The 21,203-nt window shown below is 69.5% G+C and carries 1 protein-coding gene; it reads right to left on the bottom strand.

The window, feature by feature from the left end; genetic code table 11:
* Positions 1-65: 65 nt before the first annotated feature.
* Positions 66-20,993, bottom strand: a complete 20,928-nt coding sequence (locus tag GON09_RS24430) for a non-ribosomal peptide synthase/polyketide synthase (protein ID WP_213934188.1) — start codon at positions 20,991-20,993, stop codon at positions 66-68.
* Positions 20,994-21,203 lie beyond the last annotated feature (210 nt).

Here is a 21,203-nt window from a genome sequence, read left to right as displayed (position 1 = left end):
ACCGTACTGGCCGGGCAGTCGAACGACAGCCGATCCTCCATTATCCCGAAGCGCCCGACACCGGACTAATCCGCGTCTCCCGCCGACTCGCCGTCGGTGCGTTCCACCGGGTCGGCGCCCACGCCTTCGGCGACGGCGATCACATCGCGCACGAGCCGTGCGAGACCGTCGGCGCCGAGTTCGGGCAGCATCCCCGGTACGAGGCCGTTCAAAACCACCGAGACGAGTGCTTCCGCGGTGAGCGCACCGCCGGTCGTGGTGGCCATGATGTCGAGACGCTGGGCGAACTCACCGAGTGTGACCTCGCGCTCGCCGTACCTGAAGGCGACGGTGCCCGGGGCGACCGCGGCCGATGCGGCCACGAGAGCGGGCAGATCGGCGACGGTGCGCGCCTTCTTCGGTCGGACGGCCCGCTCCCGCTCGGCATCCGTGCGGAGGTCGATCGCACGGAGGACGACCTGTGGGTCGGCGCTCACGGCCTCGAGGATCCGGACGAAGCGATCGCCGAAGGTCTCGACCGTCGATGCGTCGAACAGCGCCGTGGCATAGGTGAACGTCACATCGAGTGCGATCAGCGCGCCCGACTCGGAGAACCGTTCGACCACCGTGCACTGCAGGTCGAACTTCGCCTGGTCGGCACCCGTCTCGAGGGCGGTCACCTCGAGGCCCGGCAGCGCGAAGGTTCCGGTGTCGATGTTCTGGAAGGTGAGCATCGCCTGGAACAGCGGGGTGTGTGCGCTGCTTCGCCGCACACCGAGACGTTCGACGACCCGCTCGAACGGCACGTCGGCGTTGCCGAACGCCGCGAGATCCTTCTCCTTGGCCTGCGCGAGCAGCTCGCCGAAGGTCGCGGAGCCGGCCACCCGGGTGCGGAGCACGAGGGTGTTGACGAACATGCCGACGAGGTCGTCGAGCGCCTCCTCGCCTCGACCGGCGGTCGGGGTGCCCACCGCGATGTCCTCGCTGCCCGACAGACGCGCGAGCAGCACCGCGAAGGCGGCGTGCATCGTCATGAAGACGGTCGCGTTGCGCTCGCGGGCGGTCTTCTCGATCCGCTGCGCGAGTTCCTCACCGATCGTGAAGGTGAACGACGCACCGAGAGTGGACTGGCGGGCGGGCCGCGGACGGTCCGTCGGAAGTGCGAGTACCTCCGGGACACCGGAGAGTTCGCCGGCCCAGTAGTCGAGCTGACGCGACAGCTCGCTCTCGGGATCGGCCTCGGAGCCGAGAACGCTCTGCTGCCACAGCGTGTAGTCGGCGTACTGGACCTCGAGCGGTTCCCAGCCGGGGGTCTCCCCCGCCGCGTGCGCGAGATAGGCGGTCATCACGTCGCGCACGAGCGGACGCATCGAGTACCCGTCGGCGCTGATGTGGTGCGCGACGACCGCGAGGACGTGTTCGTCCGCGGAGAGACGCAGCAGCGCGACGCGCACCGGCGGGACCGATGCCGTCACGTCGAATCCGCTGCCGAGGATCTCGGTGAGACGGTCGACGAGCTCGTCGGTGGTCACGTCCACCGGGGCGAGCTCGGGCACGGCCTGTGCGACCGGCAGCACGACCTGCACCGGACCGTCACCGCTGTCCGGGTAGACGGTGCGCAGCACCTCGTGCCGTGCGAACAGGTCGGCGACCGCTGCGCGCAGGGCGTCCACGTCGAGTGCACCGGTCAGGCGCACGGCGACGGGGATGTTGTAGACACCCGATTCGGGATCGACCCGGTTCAGGGTCCACATGCGCTGCTGCGCGAGCGACAGCGGCACCTGCTCGGGGCGCGGGACGGTCGTGAGCGCCGGACGGGCACCCTCGCCCACCGACGGCCGGATACGGGCGGCGAGCGCGACCACCGTGGACGACTCGAAGACGGTCCGGACCGGGACGCGGGTGTCGAGTGCGGCACCGAGCCGGGCGGCGAGCTGCGTCGCGAGCAGCGAGTTGCCACCGAGTTCGAAGAAGTCGTCGTCGAGGCCGGCCCGTTCGACACCGAGCAGTTCGGCGACGGTCGCGGCCACGATCTCCTCGACGGGATCGGTTGGGGCACGGAACTGCCCCGCGTCGAGTTCGGGGTCGGGCAGGGCCCGGCGGTCGAGCTTGCCGTTGGTGTTCAGCGGCAGCGCGTCGAGTTCGACGAAGGCCGACGGCACCATGTACGACGGCAGTCGCTCCGCGAGCGCCGTCCGCGTCGCACCGGCGTCGAACGCGTCGGTGTCCGGCACGACGTACGCGACGAGACGGTCGCCGAGATGGGCGGTGTTGCGCACCAGGACGGCGACGTCCTTCACGTCCGGCAGCTCGCGCAGGACGGTTTCGACCTCACCGAGTTCGATGCGGTAACCGCGCACCTTGACCTGGAAGTCGGCCCGGTCGAGGTATTCGAGGCGACCGGCACGGTTCCACCGGACGATGTCGCCCGTGCGGTACATGCGTCCGCGCCCGTACGGGTCGGCGACGAACCGGTCGGCGGTGAGGTCGGGACGGGCGTGGTAGCCCCGCGCGAGCTGAGCACCCGCGAGGTAGAGCTCACCCGCGACGCCCGGCGGCACCGGCCGCAGCCGGTCGTCGAGGACGTAGACGGCGGTGTTCCACTCGGGCACACCGATCGGGACGACGGTCCGGTCGGCGCCGTCGACCTCGTGGACGGTGACCGAGACCGCAGCTTCGGTCGGTCCGTAGAGGTTGTGCAACGTCGCGGTGTTGTCGGCACGGAACTGCTGGGCCACCGCCGCGGGCAGCGCCTCACCGATCGCAAGGATCCGGCGCAGCGACGACGCCACCGGACCGGCCGCGACCGTCATCAACATCGACAGCATGGACGGAACGGTGTGCAGCGTGGTCACCTGCTCGTCGCGCAGCAACGCGAGCAGGTAGTCGGGATCGCGGTGTCCGTCGGCGATGGCGATCACCAGGCGGGCACCGGAGGTGAGCGCCGACCAGAACTCCCAGACCGACAGGTCGAACGTCGCGACGGTCTTGAGCAGCACCGCGTCGTCGGATCCGATGCCGAAATACTCACGCTTCCACAGCAACTGGTTGACGATCGCAGCATGGGAGACCGCGACACCCTTGGGGCGCCCGGTCGAACCCGACGTGAAGATCACGTACGCCGTGTTGCCCGGCCGCAGCGGAGCGGATCGATCGTCGTCGGTGATCGGGTCGTCCACGAGCCCGGTGAGGTCGAGACGGTCGAGGTCGACGACCGGCACGGTGCCGTGCTCGACCCGGTCGCCGCTCGTCGTGACGATCGCGACGGGCGCGGCCGTGTCGAGGACGTAGGTGTTGCGCTCGGCGGGCTGGTCCGGGTCGACCGGCACGTAGGCCGCACCGGTCTTCGCGATCGCGTACATGCCCACCAGCAACTCGGGCGATCGGCGGATCGCCAGCGCGACCCGATCCTCGGGTCCCACACCCAGACCCAGCAGATACCGGGCGAGACGGTTGACCGACGAGTCGAACTCTCCGTAGGTCCACCGCCGGCCCTCGTACACGAGGGCGACGTCGTCGCGGTGCGCGTCGACCTGCCCGTCGAACAGGTCGACGAGGGTCGATCCGGTGTCGGTCCCGTGCGCGGTGTCGTTCCACTCCCCCAGCACCGTGCCGCGTTCCTCCGGCAGCAGCACTGCGTGGTCTCCCAGGGGCAGCGCCGGAGCCTCGACGAACGCTTCGAGCAGCTGCTCGAAACGTGCCGCGACGGTCTCCGCGGTCTCGCGGTCGAACAGATCCGTCGCGTAGGTGAGGATCGCGTCGATGCCCTGCGGCGCGCCGTCGTCGCCGTAGCTGTCGGCGACGATCAGGTGCATGTCGAACTGTGCGGTGCCACCTTCGAGATCGACCGGTTCGATGTCGAGACCGGGCAGGGCGAGTTCGGATCGGCTCTGGTTCTGGAACGAGAAGCCGACCTGGAACAGCGGATGCCGGGCCGTCGACCGAGCCGGGTTGAGCACCTCGACGAGCCGTTCGAACGGCACGTCCGCGTGCGCGAAGGCCTGCAGATCGGTTTCCCGTGCCGCGGAGAGCAGTTCGTCGAAGGACGCATCGCCGTCCACCTGCAGTCGGAGCACCAGGGTGTTGACGAACATGCCGATGATGTCCTCGGTGGCCTGCTCGGTGCGGCCCGCGATGGGGGTGCCCACCGCGATGTCCGTCGAACCGGACAGGCGCGCGAGCAACGCCGCGAAAGCGGCGTGCACGGCCATGAAGACGGTCGCGTTCCGGTTACGCGCCAGATCTCGCAGCTCGCGATGCAGATCCGCCCCGATGGTGAACTCCACCCGGTCGCCGCGGAAACTCTGCTGCGCGGGTCGCGGGCGGTCGAGCGGCAGGTCGAGCTGGTCGGGCAGGTCGGCGAGCGCGGTGCGCCAGTAGCCGAGCTGTTCGGCGGCGGTGGACTCCGGATCGTCCTCGGAGCCGAGAACGTCGCGCTGCCACAGCGCGAAGTCGGCATACTGCACCTCGAGCGGCGCCCACGCCGGTTCGGTGTCGGCGGAGCGGGCGGCGTAGGCCGTCATGACGTCGCGGACGAGCGGCACCATCGACGAGCCGTCGGCGCTGATGTGGTGGACCACGGTGACGAGGACGTGATCGTCGTCGGCCACGCGGAGCAGATGCATCCGCACCGGCACGTCGACGGTGACGTCGAAGCCGGCCGCGGCGATCTCCCGCATGCGCGCCTCGAGATCGGCGACGGCGACGTCGACCGGTTCGAGTTCGGGCCGGACCTGCGAGGCCGGCAGGATGCGCTGGATCGGACCGGATTCCGTCTCGGGGTAGACGGTGCGCAGCGACTCGTGCCGTGCGACGAGGTCGGCGACGGCGGCACGCAACGCGTCGACGTCCAGTGCACCCCTCATCCGCAACGCGAACGGGATGTTGTAGGCCGTCGAGTCGGGATCGAACCGGTTGAGGAACCACATCCGCTGCTGCGCGGGAGACAGCGGGATCGACTCCGGCCGGGTCCGGGCCGCCAGCGGCATCCGCCCACCGCGACCGGATTCGTGTTCGACCCGCGTCGCGAGTTCCGCGACGGTGGACGCCTCGAACAAGGCCCGCACCGGCACCTGCGCGTCGAGCGCCGCACCGAGCCGGGAAACGACCTGCGTCGCGATCAGCGAGTTACCGCCGAGCGCGAAGAAGTCGTCGTCGGCGCCGATGCGGTCGACACCGAGCACATCGGCGAACACGCCCGCCACGATCTCTTCGATCGGGGTGCTCGGCGCGCGGAAACCACGTGTCTCGAACACCGGCTCGGGCAACGCCCGGCGGTCGAGCTTGCCGTTGACGGTCAGCGGGATCGCGTCGATCACCACGAACGCCGAAGGCACCATGTACTCCGGAAGGACCACCGCGACACCGCTGCGCAACGCTTCGGCGTCGATCGACATCCCTTCGTGCGCAACCACATACGCCACGATCCGGTGCGAACCCGGGGTGTCTTCGCGCACGATCACCGCGGCGTGCGCGACCTCGCCCTGCGCGAGCACCGCAGCCTCGACCTCACCGAGTTCGATGCGGAAACCGCGGATCTTCACCTGGTCGTCGGCGCGACCGAGATATTCGAGATCACCCGAGACGACCCAGCGTGCGACATCGCCCGTCCGGTACAGCAGCGCACCGTCGGACGAGAACGGATCGGCGACGAAACGTGCCGCCGACAGCTCCGGACGACGCAGGTAACCGCGCGCCAACTGGCCACCGCCGACGTACATCTCACCGGCCACACCCACCGGCACCGGTTTGAGCCGCCGGTCGAGTACGTACACCCGTAGACCCGCGATCGGGACGCCGACCACGCTCGCGGACGCACCCTGCGCCAGATCGGCACCGATCTCCCGGTACGACACGTGCACGGTCGTCTCGGTGATGCCGTACATGTTCACCAACCGTGGCGCTGCGCCGAGCCCCCGTCGCTGCGCTCGCCCCGCGTCACCGTGACGCTCGAACCACCCCGCGAGCCGGCGCGGTTCGAGTGCCTCACCACCGAAGATCACGTAGCGCAGCGACAACGGTGCCGCGTCGACCGCGACACGATCGGCCTCGATCAGCTGGTAGAAAGCCGACGGGGTCTGGTTCAGCACGGTGACCCGTTCGCGGATCAGCAACTCGCGGAACGCTTCCGGCGAACGCGACGTGAAGTAGTCGACCAGCACGAGGGTTCCGCCGTAGAGCAGCGGACCCCACAACTCCCACACCGAGAAGTCGAAGGCGTAGCTGTGGAACATCGTCCACACGTCCGACGAGTCGAAGCCGTACACCGATTCGGTGTTGACCATCAGCCGCACCACGTTGCGGTGCGGGATCAGCACGCCCTTGGGGCGTCCGGTCGACCCCGACGTGTAGATCACGTACGCCAGATTCGTCGACGTCAGCGGGGCACGACGCTCCGCGTCGAGTATCGGCGCGTCGTCGACCTCCGACAGATCGAGACGATCGAGCTCGACGACCGGCACCGAGACGGGGAACGTCACCTCGACATCCGAGGTGGTCACGACCGCCACCGGCGTCGCGTCGGAGACCAGGAACTCGATCCGGTCGGCCGGCGAGTTCGGGTCGATCGGCAGATATCCGGCACCGGCCTCGAGCACCGCGAGCAGCGCGACGATCAGATCGAGAGAGCGTGGCATCGCGACCGCGACCAGATCCTCCGGACCGGCCCCGACATCGATGAGGTGACGTGCCAGGCGGTGCACCCGCGCACCGAGTTCGCGGTAGGACAACTGCTCGTCGCCGAACCGCACCGCGACCGCGTCTCCGCGCTCGGCGACGCGCGCCTCGAACATGTCGACGAGCGTCGTTCCGGCCGGCGCGACGTCGTCGCCCAGCGAGTTCCACCGCGAGACGACCAGTTCGCGCTCGAAGTCGTCGACGATCTCGATGTCACCGACAACGACGGCCGGGTCCTCGGCCACCCCGCGCAGGATGCGCAGCAACTGTTCCGCGAACGCCGCGACCCGCAGGTCGTCGAACAGGTCGGTCGCGTAGGTGACGGCGAAGTCCATACCGGCCGCCGAGCCGTCCTTTCCGACGGTCTCGGCGAAGGTGAACTGCAGGTCGAACTTGGCGGTGGGGGCCTCGTAGTCGACCGCGGCGGCGGTGACGCCGTCGAGGGCGAACTCGACGTGTCCGGTGTTCTGGAAGGTCAGAGCGACCTGGAACAGCGGGTGGCGCGCCTGCGAGCGCTGCGGGTCGAGGATCTCCACGAGCCGCTCGAACGGCACGTCGGCGTTCGCGAAGGCGTCGAGGTCGGTCTCGCGCACCTCGGCGAGGAGATCCTGGAACCGGATGTCGTTCCGTACGTCGACCCGGAGCACGAGGGTGTTGACGAACATGCCGACGAGGTCGTCGAGGGCGGCCGCGCCGCGACCCGCGATCGGAGTGCCGATCGCGATGTCCTCGCTGTCGGACAACCGCGCGAGCAACACGGACAGGGCGGCGTGCACGACCATGAACAGGGACGTGTTCCGTTCCCGGGCAAGGCTTTCCAGCGCGGCGTGCAGCTCGGGTTCGATCCGGAACCGGCTGGTGCGCCCGGTGTTGGACGCGACCTCGGGACGAGCGCGATCCGACGGCAGGTCGAGCTGGTCGGGAAGATCCGCCAACCGCTCGGTCCAGTACTCCACCTGACGGGCGAGCACCGAACGTGGATCGTCCTCCGAGCCGAGGACCTGCCGCTGCCACAGCGCGTAGTCGGCGTACTGCACCTCGAGGGGTGCCCAGTTCGGGGCATCACCGTGCGCACGGCCGCCGTAGGCGACCATGATGTCGCGGGCGAGCGGCCGCAGGGAGAAGCCGTCGGATGCGATGTGGTGGACCACGAGGAACAGCACGTGGTCGCGTGCGCCGAGCGAGAACAGCACGACCCGCAGCGGTACCTCGTTCGTGACGTCGAAGCCGGCCGAGGTGAGCTGTTCCGCCCGCTCGAACAGGGCGCTCTCGTCGACCCGCTCGACGGGCAGGTCCACCTCGTAGGGCGGCTGCACCGACTGGTAGCCGACTCCGTCGATGTCCGGGTAGACGGTCCGCAACGACTCGTGCCGCTCGACGACGTCGGCGAGCGCGGTGCGCAGCGCCTCGACGTCGAGCACCCCGGTCAGGCGGACACCGATGGGGATGTTGTTCGCCGCGGAAGCCGGATCGAAGCGGTTGAGGAACCACATGCGCTGCTGGGCGGGCGACAGCGGGATGCGCTCCGGACGCTCACGCCGTTCGAGCGCGGGCCGCGACCCGGCTCCCTCGAACTGCTCGACCCGGACCGCGAGGGCCTCGACGGTGGGAGCGTCGAACAGCGTCCGTACGGGGACGGTCGTGTCGAGGGCGTCGCCGAGACGGGCGACCACCTGCGTCGCGACGAGCGAGTTGCCGCCGAGCGCGAAGAAGTCGTCGGTGCGGCCGACGCGCGTGACCCCGAGCACCTGCGCGAAGACACCTGCGACGATCTCCTCGACCGGCGTCCGCGGCGGCATGAACTCCTGCACCTCGAAGGTCGGTGCGGGCAGCGCGCGACGGTCGACCTTGCCGCTGGTGTTGAGCGGCAGCGAGTCGAGCACGACGACCGACGCGGGCACCATGTACGACGGGAGCCGCGAGAACAGAGCGGTCTTCACCTCCGCCGGGTCGATGTCGGCGCCGGCGATCGGCACGACGTACGAAACGAGCTGCGGTCCGGAACGGGGATCGTCGCGAACCACCGTCACGGCCCGTCCGATCGCGGGCTGTGCGGCGAGCGCGGTGTCGATCTCGCCGAGTTCGATCCGCAGACCGCGCAGCTTGACCTGCTGGTCGGTGCGGCCGAGGTAGTCGAGTTCGAGCCGGTCGCCGCCGGTGGTGCGCACCCACCGCACGAGGTCGCCGGTGCGGTACAGGCGGCCACCGGTGGTGGAGAACGGATCGGCGACGAACCGTTCCGCGGTCAGATCCGCGCGCCCGTGGTACGCGCGGGCGAGCTGGGCACCGGACAGGTACAGCTCTCCGGCGACTCCCACCGGGACGGGCCGCAGACGCGCGTCGAGGACACGGGCGGCGGTGTTCCACACCGGCGTGCCGATCGGCACCGCGGGGTGATCGTCGGGTTCGGCGGTGCGATGGAGTGTCTGGATGGTGGTCTCGGTGGGACCGTAGAGGTTGTGCACCGGCGCCGCACCGAGCTTGCGGAAGCGCGCGGCGCTCTCGCTGGAAAGGCTCTCGCCGCCGCAGAAGACGTGCGTGAGCGAGGCCGCGGCTTCCTCACCGAGGTGTTCGAGCACCGCGTCGAAGACGGTGGGGACGAACTGGACGACGGTGATCCCGACCCGGGCGATCTCGGCGGCCATCCCGGCCGGCTCGCGGTGCAGACCCGGCGACGCCACGACGGTGCGTGCGCCGGCGTGCAGCGGAAGGAAGACCTCCCAGACCGACGCGTCGAAGGTGACGGGCGTCTTGAGCAGCACCCGGTCGTCGGTCGACAGGGCGAATTCGTCCTGCATCCACGACAACTGGTTGACCACCGCGGCGTGCGGCACGGCCACGCCCTTGGGGCGGCCGGTGGAGCCGGAGGTGTACAGGACGTAGGCGAGGTGCTCGGCGCGCAGCGGACGGATCCGCTCGTCGTCGCCGACGGGCGACCCGGCGCGGCCGGCGAGGTCGAGGGTGTCGATCTCGACGGTCGGGATGTCCCCGAACGCGACCTGCCGATGGAGCTCGTCCCACGAGGCGACCAGCACCAGTGCGGGAGTGGAGGATTCGAGGACGTACGAGATCCGGTCGGCGGGCTGTTCGAGATCGAGCGGCACGTAGGCACCGCCGGCGGCGATCACCGCATGGACGGCGACGAGCATGTCGACGGACCGGCCGATCGCGACGCCGACCCGGGTCTCGGGTCCGACCCCCATGGCGATCAGGTGACGCGCGATCGCGTTGACCCGTTCCCCGAACTCGCGGTAGGTCAGCGGCGTTCCGACCGCATCGGTGCCCGGTTGGACGGCGAGCGCGCCGGGGGTGCGCTCGACCTGCGCGTCGAGCAGCGCCGGCAGGGTGGCAGCCGTGCCGAGTTCGGTGCGGGCGCCGTGGGCCGCGGAGTCCACGGCGTCGAGTTCACCGGTAGTGAGCAGCGGCAGTTCGTCGAGCCCGGCACCGGGAGTCCCGGTCGCGGCGGCGAGCAGTCGGACGAAGCGCTCGCCGAGGACGTCGATCGTCTCCGCGTCGAACAGATCGGTCGCGTAGGACAGTTCGACGACCCAGCCGTCGGACGCCGATGCGCCGTCGGTCTCGGTGTCGAGAACGGTCACGACGAGATCGAACTTGGACAATCCGTTGTCCAGCGGCACGTTCGACACCGACAGTTCCGGCAGCTGCAGCGACACCTGTCCGAGATTCTGGAAGGCGAGCATCACCTGGAACAGGGGGTTGTGTGCCTGGGTGCGGACCGGGGCGAGCGCGTCCACGAGCCGCTCGAACGGGGTCTCGGCGTGCGCGAACGCGCCGAGATCGACCTCGCGGACGTGGGCGAGCAACTCGTCGAAGGTGGCGGTGACATCCACCCGGGTCCGCAGGACGAGGGTGTTGACGAACATGCCGATCAGGTCGTCGAGGGTGCGTTCGCCACGACCGGCGATCGGGGTACCGATCGCCACGTCGTCGGAAGCGCTCATTCGCGCCAGCAGCGTCGCGAGGACCGCGTGCACGACCATGAACTCGGTCGTGCGCCGCTGCTGCGCGAGACGTTCCACGGCAGCGCGCAGTTCGGGATCGATCGTCAGCCGGGTGACGGCACCGCGGTACGACGCGACGGCCGGACGCGGCCGATCCGTGGGCAGACCGAGGCTCTCGGGGAGGTCGGCGAGGGTCTCGGTCCAGTAATCGATCTGGCGGGCCAGCACCGAGTCCGGATCGTCCTCCGTACCGAGCACTTCACGCTGCCAGAGCGTGAAGTCGGCGTACTGGATCTCGAGCGGGGTCCAGGCCGGGGCCTCACCCTGCGACCGGGCCGCGTAGGCGATCATGATGTCGCGGGTCAGCGGCACCATCGAGAACCCATCGGCGGCGATGTGGTGCAGGACCGCGACGAGCACATACGCATCGGGACCGGTCTGGAACAGCCGCACCACCATCGGTACGTCGCGCACGACGTCGAAGGTGGTGGCCGCGAGTGCCCGCAGTTCGGCGGGCAGACGGTCGGCGTCGATCCGGGCGACGGTCAGTTCGACCGGCACCTCCGACACCGGGAGCACCTTCTGGTAGCCGTAACCGTCGACGTCCGGATAGACGGTGCGCAGCGATTCGTGCCGTGCGACCACGTCGCGCAGCGCGGTCTCGAGCGCGGCGACGTCGAGGACACCGGACAGGTGCACGGCCACCGGGATGTTGTTGACCGCGGACTCCGGGTCGAAGCGGTTGAGGAACCACATCCGCTGCTGGGCGAGCGACAGCGGCACCCGCTCGGGTCGCGGTCCGGCGACGAGCGGTGTGCGGGCCGCGCCGGAGGAATCGGCCTCGACGGCGGCGGCGAGCCCCTCGACGGTGGATGCCTCGAAAATCGCGCGCAATGTCACGCGGCCACCGAGGGATTCGCCGATCCGGGAGACGGCCTGCGTCGCGATGAGCGAGTTACCGCCGAGTGCGAAGAAGTCGTCGTCGAGACCGACCCGGTCGAGCCCGAGGACGTCGGCGAAGACCGACGCCACGATCTGTTCGATCGGGGTCGTCGGGGCGCGGAACTCCTTGACCTCGAAGAGCGGCGCAGGCAGCGCCTTCCGGTCGAGCTTGCCCGAGGATCCGAGCGGGAACTCGTCGAGCACGACGTAGGCCGACGGCACCATGTAGGCCGGCAGTGAGCCGGCGAGGCGCCGCGAGACGGACGTGGTGTCGAGCGACCCACCTCCGGCCGGGACGAGATAGGCCACGAGATGCTCACCGGAGTGCCCATCCGACCGCACCAGCACGACGGCCTGGTCGACGTCGTCGAGACCGAGCAGTGCCGTCTCGATCTCGCCGAGTTCGATGCGCAGACCACGCAGCTTGACCTGGAAGTCGGTCCGGCCGATGTACTCGAGTTCGCCGCGCGCGGTGCGCCCGTCCGAGGTCTCGCGCGCGACCCACCGCACGAGATCGCCCGTGCGGTAGAGCCTGTCCCCCGCCCCGAACGGCGAGGCGACGAATCGTTCCGCGGTCAGGTCCGGTCGTGCCACGTAGCCCCGTGCCAGCTGGACGCCCGACAGGTAGAGCTCACCCGCGACACCGACCGGCACCGGATGCAACCGTCCGTCGAGGACGTGGACACCGGTGTTCCAGACCGGGACACCGATGGGCACCGACACGGTGTCGGCCGCGGTGACCTCGTGGTAGGTCACGTCGACGGCAGCCTCGGTGGGGCCGTACAGGTTGTGCAGGCGAGCGCCCGGCAGGATCGTCCGCAGGCGTGCGGCGACCGATGCGGGCAGCGCCTCGCCAGACGCGAAGACCATCCGCAGCGACGACGCCGACGCGGCGGCGTTCTCGGCGACGAAGACCGCGAGCATGGACGGCACGAAGTGCGCGACCGTGACGCCGCGCTCCGCCATGATCCGCGCGAGATAGGCCGGATCCCGATGGCCGTCGGGCAGCGCGATCTCGAGCCGTGCACCGATCTGCAGAGGCCAGAAGAACTCCCACACCGAGACGTCGAAGGTGAACGGCGTCTTCTGCAGCACCACGTCGTCGTGGGTGAGTGTGTACTCGTCCTGCATCCACAGCAGGCGGTTGGCGATCGCACCGTGCGGGACCGCCACGCCCTTGGGCCGTCCCGTCGAGCCGGACGTGAAGATGACGTACGCGGTGTTCGCGGGGATGAGCGCGGCGGTGCGCTCGGTGTCGGAGACGGGGCCGGACGGCAGGTCCGACAGGTCGAGCGTGTCGATCGCGATCGTGGGCGCCGCAGCGGTGTTCTCGAAGGCGTCGCGGGTGGTGGTCAGCACCGCCACCGGCGCCGCCGTCTCGAGGATGTACGTGTTCCGCTCGGCGGGCTGATCGGGGTCGAGCGGCACGTAGGCGCCACCGGCCTTGACGATCGCGTACATGCCGACGAGGAGGTCGAGGGATCGGCGCACGGCGAGCCCGACCGTCGACTCCGGCCCCACGCTCTGCGAGATCAAGTGGCGGGCAAGCCTGTTCACGCGGCTGTCGAACTCCGCGTAGGTGAGCTGCGCGCCCTCGAAGGTCAGCGCCACGGCGTCCGGATCCGTCGCCACCCGGGCGTCGAACAGGTCGACGAGAGTGGCCGGCTCCAGCTCGTGCGCAGCGCCGTTCCACGATTCGAGGACCGCGAGACGCTCGTCGGCGTCGAGCAGGTCGATGTCGCCGACGACGACCTCCGGCTCGCGCACCACGGCCTCGAGGATGCGGACGAAGCGATCGGCGAATCCGCGCACCGTCGCGTGATCGAACAGGTCGGTCGCATAGGTGAACGCCGCTCCGAGACCGTTCGGCGTGCCGTCCTCCGCGAAGTCCTCGGTGAGGGTGAGCTGCAGGTCGAATCTGGCGACCGCCGTGTCGATGTCGAGCACGTCGAGGGTCAGGCCACGCAGTTCGACGTGCGCGGCGCGCAGGTTCTCGAACGAGAGCATCACCTGGAACAGCGGGTGCCGGGCTGTGGAGCGGGCCGGGTTGAGCACCTCGACGAGCCGCTCGAACGGCACGTCGGCGTGGCCGAAGGCGCCGAGCGCCGCGTCGCGAGCTCGTGCGAGATGCGCGGTGAACGGCGTACCCGAATCGACATCCGTGCGCAGCACGAGGGTGTTGACGAACATGCCGATCAGGTCGTCGAGCGCCTGCTCGCCGCGCCCCGCGACCGGGGTGCCGATCGCGATGTCGTCCTGACCGGACATCCGCGCGAGCAACACGCTCAAGGCCGCGTGCACCACCATGAACAGCGACGCATTTCGGGTGCGTGCCAGCGCCACGAGCTCGCGGTGCAGTTCCGGATCGATCGAGAAGTCCACGGTCGCACCGGAGTACGACTGCACGGCCGGCCGCGGACGGTCGGCGGGCAGATCGAGCTGATCGGGCACCCCGGCGAGGGTGCGACGCCAGTAATCGAGCTGACGGGAGATCAGCGACTGCGGATCGTCCTCGGAGCCGAGGACCTGCCGCTGCCACAGCGTGTAGTCGGCGTACTGCACCGGCAGGGGGGCCCACGAGGGCTCCTCCCATTCGGTGCGCGCCGTGTAGGCGACCATGATGTCGCGCGCCATCGGGCCGGTGGACCAGCCGTCCGCCGAGATGTGGTGCACGACGAGCGCGAGCACGTGTTCCTCGTCGCCGAGTTCGAACAGCTCGGCGCGGATGGGCACGTCCGACGTCACATCCAGGCCGGTGAAGACCAGGCGACGCACCGCCGCGGGCAGCTCGCCGGGGGTGATCCGGGTGGGCGTCAGGTCGGGCACGACCTCCGCTGCGGCACGGACGACCTGGTGCGGTCCGTCCGGCGAATCGGGGAAGACGGTGCGCAGCGACTCGTGCCGGTCGATGACGTCCATGATCGACACCTGCAGAGCGGCGACGTCCAGTTCGCCGGTCAGACGCAGCGCCATCGGGAGGTTGTAGGTGGCCGAACGCGGATCGAAGCGGTTGAGGAACCACATCCGCTGCTGCGCGAGCGACAGCGGAACCCGTGCGGGCCGCGGCAGTTTCGTCAGCGCGACGCGCGCTCCACGACCTGCCTCCTGCTCGACGCGCACTGCCAGTGCCGCCACCGAGCTGGATTCGAACAGCGCCCGCACCGGCACCTGCGCATCGAGCGCGACACCGAGCCGGGAGACGACCTGGGTCGCGAGCAGCGAGTTGCCGCCGAGTTCGAAGAAGTCGTCGTCGAGCCCCACTCCCTGCACGCCGAGCACCTCGGCGAAGACGTTCGCGACCGTCTCCTCGATGGGGGTGGTCGGGGCGCGGAACTCGCGGTAGCTGATGCCGAGCTCGGGTTCGGGCAGGGCGCGGCGATCGAGCTTGCCGACGGGGTTGAGCGGCACCTCGTCGAGCACGACGATCTGCGAGGGCACCATGTACGAGGGCAGCGACCGGCCGACGTGATCGGCCAGCACGACCGGATCGATCTGCGGGTCTCCGTGCACGTACGCGACGAGCGCGGTCTGGCCCGACGGCATCTCGTGTCCGACGGTGGTCGCAAAGGCGACGAGCGGGTGGGTCAGCAGCGCGGCGTCGATCTCACCGAGCTCGATGCGGTAACCGCGGACCTTGACCTGGAAGTCGGAGCGGCCGGCGAACTCGATGCGCCCCTGCTCGTCCCAGCGCACGACGTCGCCGGTCCGGTACATACGGGTTCCGGTCGCGCCGAACGGGTTCGCCACGAACCGGTCGGCGGTGAGCGCCGGACGGCGGTGATAACCCCGGGCGAGCACGTCGCCGGCGAGATACAGCTCTCCCGCGACACCGGCGGGGACGGGACGGAGGCGGCTGTCGAGGACCAGGGCGTGCACCCCGGCCACGGGCCGGCCGATGGTGATCGGTCCGGACGGTTCGAGGAGTCCTCGCGTCGAGACGATCGTGGTCTCGGTCGGACCGTAGGCGTTGTAGAACCGGCGACCGGGCGCCCAGCGGGACACGAGGTCGGCGGTGGACACGTCACCACCGACGTTCACGAGGCGCAGGGTGTCGAGCCCGCTCGGGTCGACGGAACCGAGTACTGCCGGGGTGATGACCGTGTGGGTGACCCCGGTGCGTTCGATGAGCGCGCGCAGTTCGGCACCGCCGTAGATCATCGGCGGTGTCACGACGAGTTCGGCACCGGTGGACCCGGCCAGCGTCCAGTCGAGGACCGACGGGTCGAAGCTCGGAGAGCAGACGTGCAGGAGCTTCGATTCTTCTGTCACGCCGTACAGTTCGACGCTCTCACGGACGAGGCCGGCGAGGCCGCGGTGGGTGACCGCGACACCCTTGGGCTTGCCCGTGGAGCCGGAGGTGTAGATGACGTAGGCGGTGTGGTCGAGCCGCAGCGGCGCCGCGCGATCGGCGTCGGTGAGTGGGCCGTCCGGGTAGGACGCGCAGGCGTCGACGAATTCGGGGTCGTCGAGCCGGATCCACTCGGCGCCCGAAGGCAGACCGGTGGCATATTCCCCGTTCGTCAGGCCGAAGACGGCCGACGAGTCGTCGAGCATGTGGGTGACGCGTTCGGCCGGGTATTCCGGGTCGACGGGCGTGTAGGCGGCGCCGGTCTTGGCGACCGACCACACGGCGAGGACCATCTCCCACGACCGAGGGAAGGCGAGGACGACGATGCCGTCGGGACGAGCGCCGCGCGCGACGAGGTGCCGGGCGATGCGGTTCGACCAGGTGTCGAGTTCGCGGTAGGTCAGGACGGTGTCCCGGTCGCGGACGGCGACACGATCGGGATGGTCGACGGCACCGGTGGTCAGCAACTCCACGAGGGTGCGGGCCTCGGCCGGCTCGGGGCCCGTCGCGGTGAGCAGGCGCTCGGCCTCTCCGGGCGAGAGGATCGCGAGGTCGCCCACGCAGGTCGAGGGGTCGGCGACGATCCCGGCGAGGATCCGGGCGAAGCGCTCGGCGAAGACGGCGACCGTCGCGGCATCGAACAGGTCGGTGGCGTATTCGAACAAGGCGTCGAGACCGGCGGGTTCGCCGTCGTCGCCGGTCTTCTCGGTCACCCAGAGCTGGATGTCGAACTTCGAGATCGGCACGTCGAGCTCGGCACCGACGGCGTGCACACCCGCGAACGAGATGTCGCGTGCGGTTCCGGGCTCGAGGGACAGTGCGGCCTGGAACAGCGGGTGACGCGCAGTGGACCGAGGCGGATTGAGTACCTCGACGAGTCGCTCGAAGGGGACGTCGGCGTTCGAGAAGGCGGTCAGGTCGGTTTCCCGGACGCTGCCGAGATACTCCTCGAACGACACGCCGGGATCGATCCGGGTGCGCAGGACGAGGGTGTTGACGAACATGCCGATCAGGTCGTCGAGGTCCTTCTCTCCGCGACCCGCCACTGCGGTACCGATGGCGATGTCGTCGGACCCGCTGAGCCGGGACAACAACGCCGCGTAGGCCGCGTGGACGACCATGAACAGCGATGCCTGCTGCTTGCGGGCGAGTTCGACGAGACCGCGATGGGTCTCGGCGTCGATCTCGAAGCGGTGCTTGTCGCCACTGTAGGAGGAGACGGCGGGCCGGCTCCGATCGGTGGGCAGATCGAGCTGATCGGGCAGACCGTCGAGCTCGTTCACCCAGTAGTCGAGCTGTTGCGCGGCAACGGAATTCGGGTCGACTTCGTCGCCGAGGGCCTCGCGCTGCCAGACGGCGTAGTCGGCGTACTGGACCGGAAGCGGCGTCCAGTTCGGCTTGTTCCCCTCGACGCGGGCACTGTAGGCCGTGACGACATCGCGGGCGAACGGGCCGAACGAGGAGCCGTCGGCGGCAATGTGGTGCAGCACCATCGCCAGGACGTAGCGGTCGGGGGCGAGCCGGTACAGCGCGACCCGGAAGGGGACGTCGCGGACCACGTCGAAACCGCGACTCGCGAGATCGACGACGGCGTCGCGCAGATCCTGCTCGTCGACGTCGATCGGCTCGAGCGGGACGACGACCTGCTCGACCGGAAGGATCACCTGCTGCGGTTCGCCGTCCACCTCGGGGTAGACGGTCCGCAACGACTCGTGCCGCGCCACCACGTCGGCGAATGCGTCGGACACCGCGCCGGGATCGACGGCACCGGTGAGCTGCACCGTGAACGGAAGGTTGTAGGCGGCGGTGCTGACGTCGAAGCGGTTGAGGAACCAGATCCTTTGCTGCGCAGTCGACAACGGGAGCACATCGGGTCGGGGGCGGGCGACGAGCGGCGATCGCGCACCGGTACCGATCTGCTTGGCGAGCCGCGTCGCGAGACCCACGACGGTGGACGCCTCGAACAGCACGCGCACAGGCACCTGGGTGTCGAGCGCGGCCCCGATACGGGAGACCACCTGGGTGGCGACGAGGGAGTTGCCGCCGAGTTCGAAGAAGTCGTCGTCGAGACCCACACGTTCGACGCCGAGGACCTCCCCGAACGCTCGGGCGACGGCACGCTCGGCGGGCGTGCGCGGTTCGCGGAAGATGCGGGTACTGCTGAAGACCGGCTCGGGCAGTGCCTTCCGGTCGAGCTTGCCGCTCGTGTTGAGCGGCAGTGCGTCGAGCACCATGAGCGACGCCGGGACCATGTACGACGGCAGGGAACGGCCGGCGTGGTCGGCGAGATCGGAGGTGTCGATCGTGCGTCCGGGAGCGGCCACGACGTACCCGACGAGCTGATCGCCGGTAGGAGTCGCCACCACGAGCACGACGGCCTGCGAGACGGCGGGATGCGCGAGGAGCACCGCTTCGATCTCGCCGAGTTCGATGCGCTGCCCGCGGAACTTGACCTGGAAGTCGGTGCGGCCGATGTACTCGAGCAGACCCGCACCGTCGTCCGTGGTTTCCCACCGCACCAGGTCACCGGTGCGGTACATGCGCTCGCCCGGCCCGCCGAACGGGTCGGCGAGAAAACGATCCGAGGTCAGGTCGGGACGGTCGAGATAACCACGCGCAAGCTGGATACCGGCGAGGTACAGCTCACCGGGACGCCCCACCGGCACCGGACGCAACCGCCGGTCGAGGACATACGCGCGGCTGTTCCACTGCGGGACGCCGATCGGGACGCTGTGCACGTCGCCGGGGGCGGCCCGGTGGTAGGTGATGGACACCGCGGCTTCGGTGGGGCCGTACAGGTTGTGGAGCCCGGCCGGGCACATCCGCGCGAAGTCCGCGGCGGTCTCGGACGGCAGCGCTTCACCGATGACGAAGACGTGTCGCAGCGAATCACACGTTCCGGCAGGCGCATTGGCGACGAAGACGGTGAGCATCGAGGGCACGAAGTCGGTGATCGTGACCCCGTGCTCGGCGATTCTGTTCGCCACGTAGACCGGGTCGCGGTGCCCGTCGGGTGTCGCGATCACAAGGGTCGCGCCGACCCGCAGGGGCATGAAGAAACCCCACAGCGACACGTCGAAGGTCGTCGCGGTCTTCTGCAGGTACACGTCGGAGGACGTCAGACCGTACTGGTCGTTCATCCACTGGATCTGGTTGTCGATCGCGACGTGGCTCACCGCCACGCCCTTCGGCCGTCCCGTCGAGCCCGAGGTGAAGATGACGTAGGCGGTCGTGTCCGGCAGGATCGGGCCGCGTCGTTCGGCGTCGGTGAGCGGCGTCGCGTCGAACCGCGAGTGGTCGAAGGTGTCGACCTCGATCGTGGGGATGCCCTCGGGCAGCGTCACGTCGTCGCGTGCCGTGGTGAGCACCGCCGCGGGGTGGGCGGTCTCGAGGATGTAGGCGGTGCGATCTGCCGGGTGGTCGGGGTCGATCGGCACCCAGGCACCACCCGCCTCGACGATCGCGTACATGCCGACGACGAGGTCGAACGAGCGACGGACACACAGTCCGACCAGCGATTCGGGTCCGACACCGAGGTCGACCAGAGCGCGGGCGAGGCTGTTCACCCGGGCCGCGAACTCGGCGTAGGTGAGCGACTCGCCCTCGAAGACCAGTGCGGTCGCACCGGGAGCGACGGCGACCCTGTCGTGGAACTCCGCGAGCAGGTCGCGGCGCTGCACGGGGTGGTCGGTGCGGTTCCAGTCACGGACGACGTGTTCGAGTTCGGTGCGGCCGGCGAGCGGGATGTCCCAGACGGGCCGGTCGGAGGCCGAGCCGACGAACCGGTCGAAGAACTCGACGAACCGTCCGTGGTCGGCGGCGGCCCGGTCGGGTCCGTAGAGGTTCGGGTTCGACTCGAAGTCGATGTGGGTGCTGTCGCCGCTGGTGTAGACGTTGACGCCGAGGTCCTCGATCAGACCGGTCGACAGGATGTTGATCCGTCCGACCATGTCGCCGAGGCGGACCTCGTTGTCGAACAACATGATGTTGACCCACGGACCGAAGAAGGTGGATTGCGCTCCACCCGCGGAGGTCGCGTCGCGGTCGCGGACGATGTCCTCGTGCCGGTAGCGCTGGTGCCGCAGCGCACCCGAGACCGCGGCGCCCGACGCCGCGATCAGATCGTGCACGGTGGTCTCGTCGGTCACGCTCAGCCGGAGCGGGACGACGTTCGAGACCATGCTGCCGGAGCGGCGTAGCAGAGCGGTGGTGCGGGCCGCGACGGGCAGGCTCAGGACGACGTCGGTCTGTCCGGTCATCTGGGCGACGTAGGCCGCGAACGCCGCGATGACCGCGGTGGCCAGGCTCGTGTTCTCCCGCTCCGCCAGTTCGTCGACGCGCCGTTCGGTGTCGTCGGACAGCGCGGCGCTGTCGATGCGGCTGACCGGGGCGGGCGCCGCAGTGCGGCCGGCGAGACTCGTGGCCTCCTCGATGCCCTCGATCTGTCGTGCCCAGTACTCGCGGTCGTCGGCGAACCGTTTCGACCCGCGGTACTCCATCTCGACGTCGTAGACCTTGCGCAGATCGGACGCGAGACTCGGGGAGGGCTCGACACCGTCGACCGCGGCCGTGTAGAGCTCGGCGATTCGGGTCATGAACGTCGCGGCGGCGAAACCGTCGAGCGCGAGATGATGGACGCGGTTGTACCAGAAGTAACGACGATCACCGATGCGCAGAACCGTCGCGGAGATCAGCCGCTCGCGGAGGACGTCGACAGGACGGCTGCGATCGTTGCGCATCCAGTCGAGGGCGGCCTGGCGGGGATCGGGCTCACCCCGCAGATCCTCGTATCCGACGGAATCGTCGAGAGTGGGGTCGACGAGCTGGTAGGGCTGGGCGTCGACCTCGATGAATCGGAGGAAACCCGATCCCATCTCGTGGGCGGCGCGGACACTCGCGGCATGCAGCAGACCGAGGTCGAGGTCGCCCTCGAGTTCGACGTACTGAGCGATGTTGGCGGGCACCGTCGGATCGACGTGCTGAGCGAACCACATGCCCAGCTGTGCCGGCGAGAGCGGAAAGGCCCCGGGCGGTACGATGCCCTGCGCGTTTCCCGCTTCCGATCCGCCGCTACCCAGCGAGTCCAATCCCCAACCTCTCTCTCACCGTCGCGCAACCCCCATCGGTGGCAGTTTGCGCAGCGCACAACCCTCTCGGTTTATCTGCTGACCAGGTGAGGATCGTTACGGCGTGGCCGGGCGGTACGACTCTCCGCAGGACCGGACGCAGCAACGAATCCTCAGCCTGTCGGCCGAGGCGCCCGAAGCAGGTTACCCGCCGGTCATCACCGGAGCCCA

This window comes from Rhodococcus sp. B50 (assembly GCF_013602415.1).
In the GTDB taxonomy this organism is placed as follows: domain Bacteria; phylum Actinomycetota; class Actinomycetes; order Mycobacteriales; family Mycobacteriaceae; genus Rhodococcus.
Note: the sequence above shows the minus strand (reverse complement) of the source record. Positions and strands in the feature narration are given on the sequence as shown.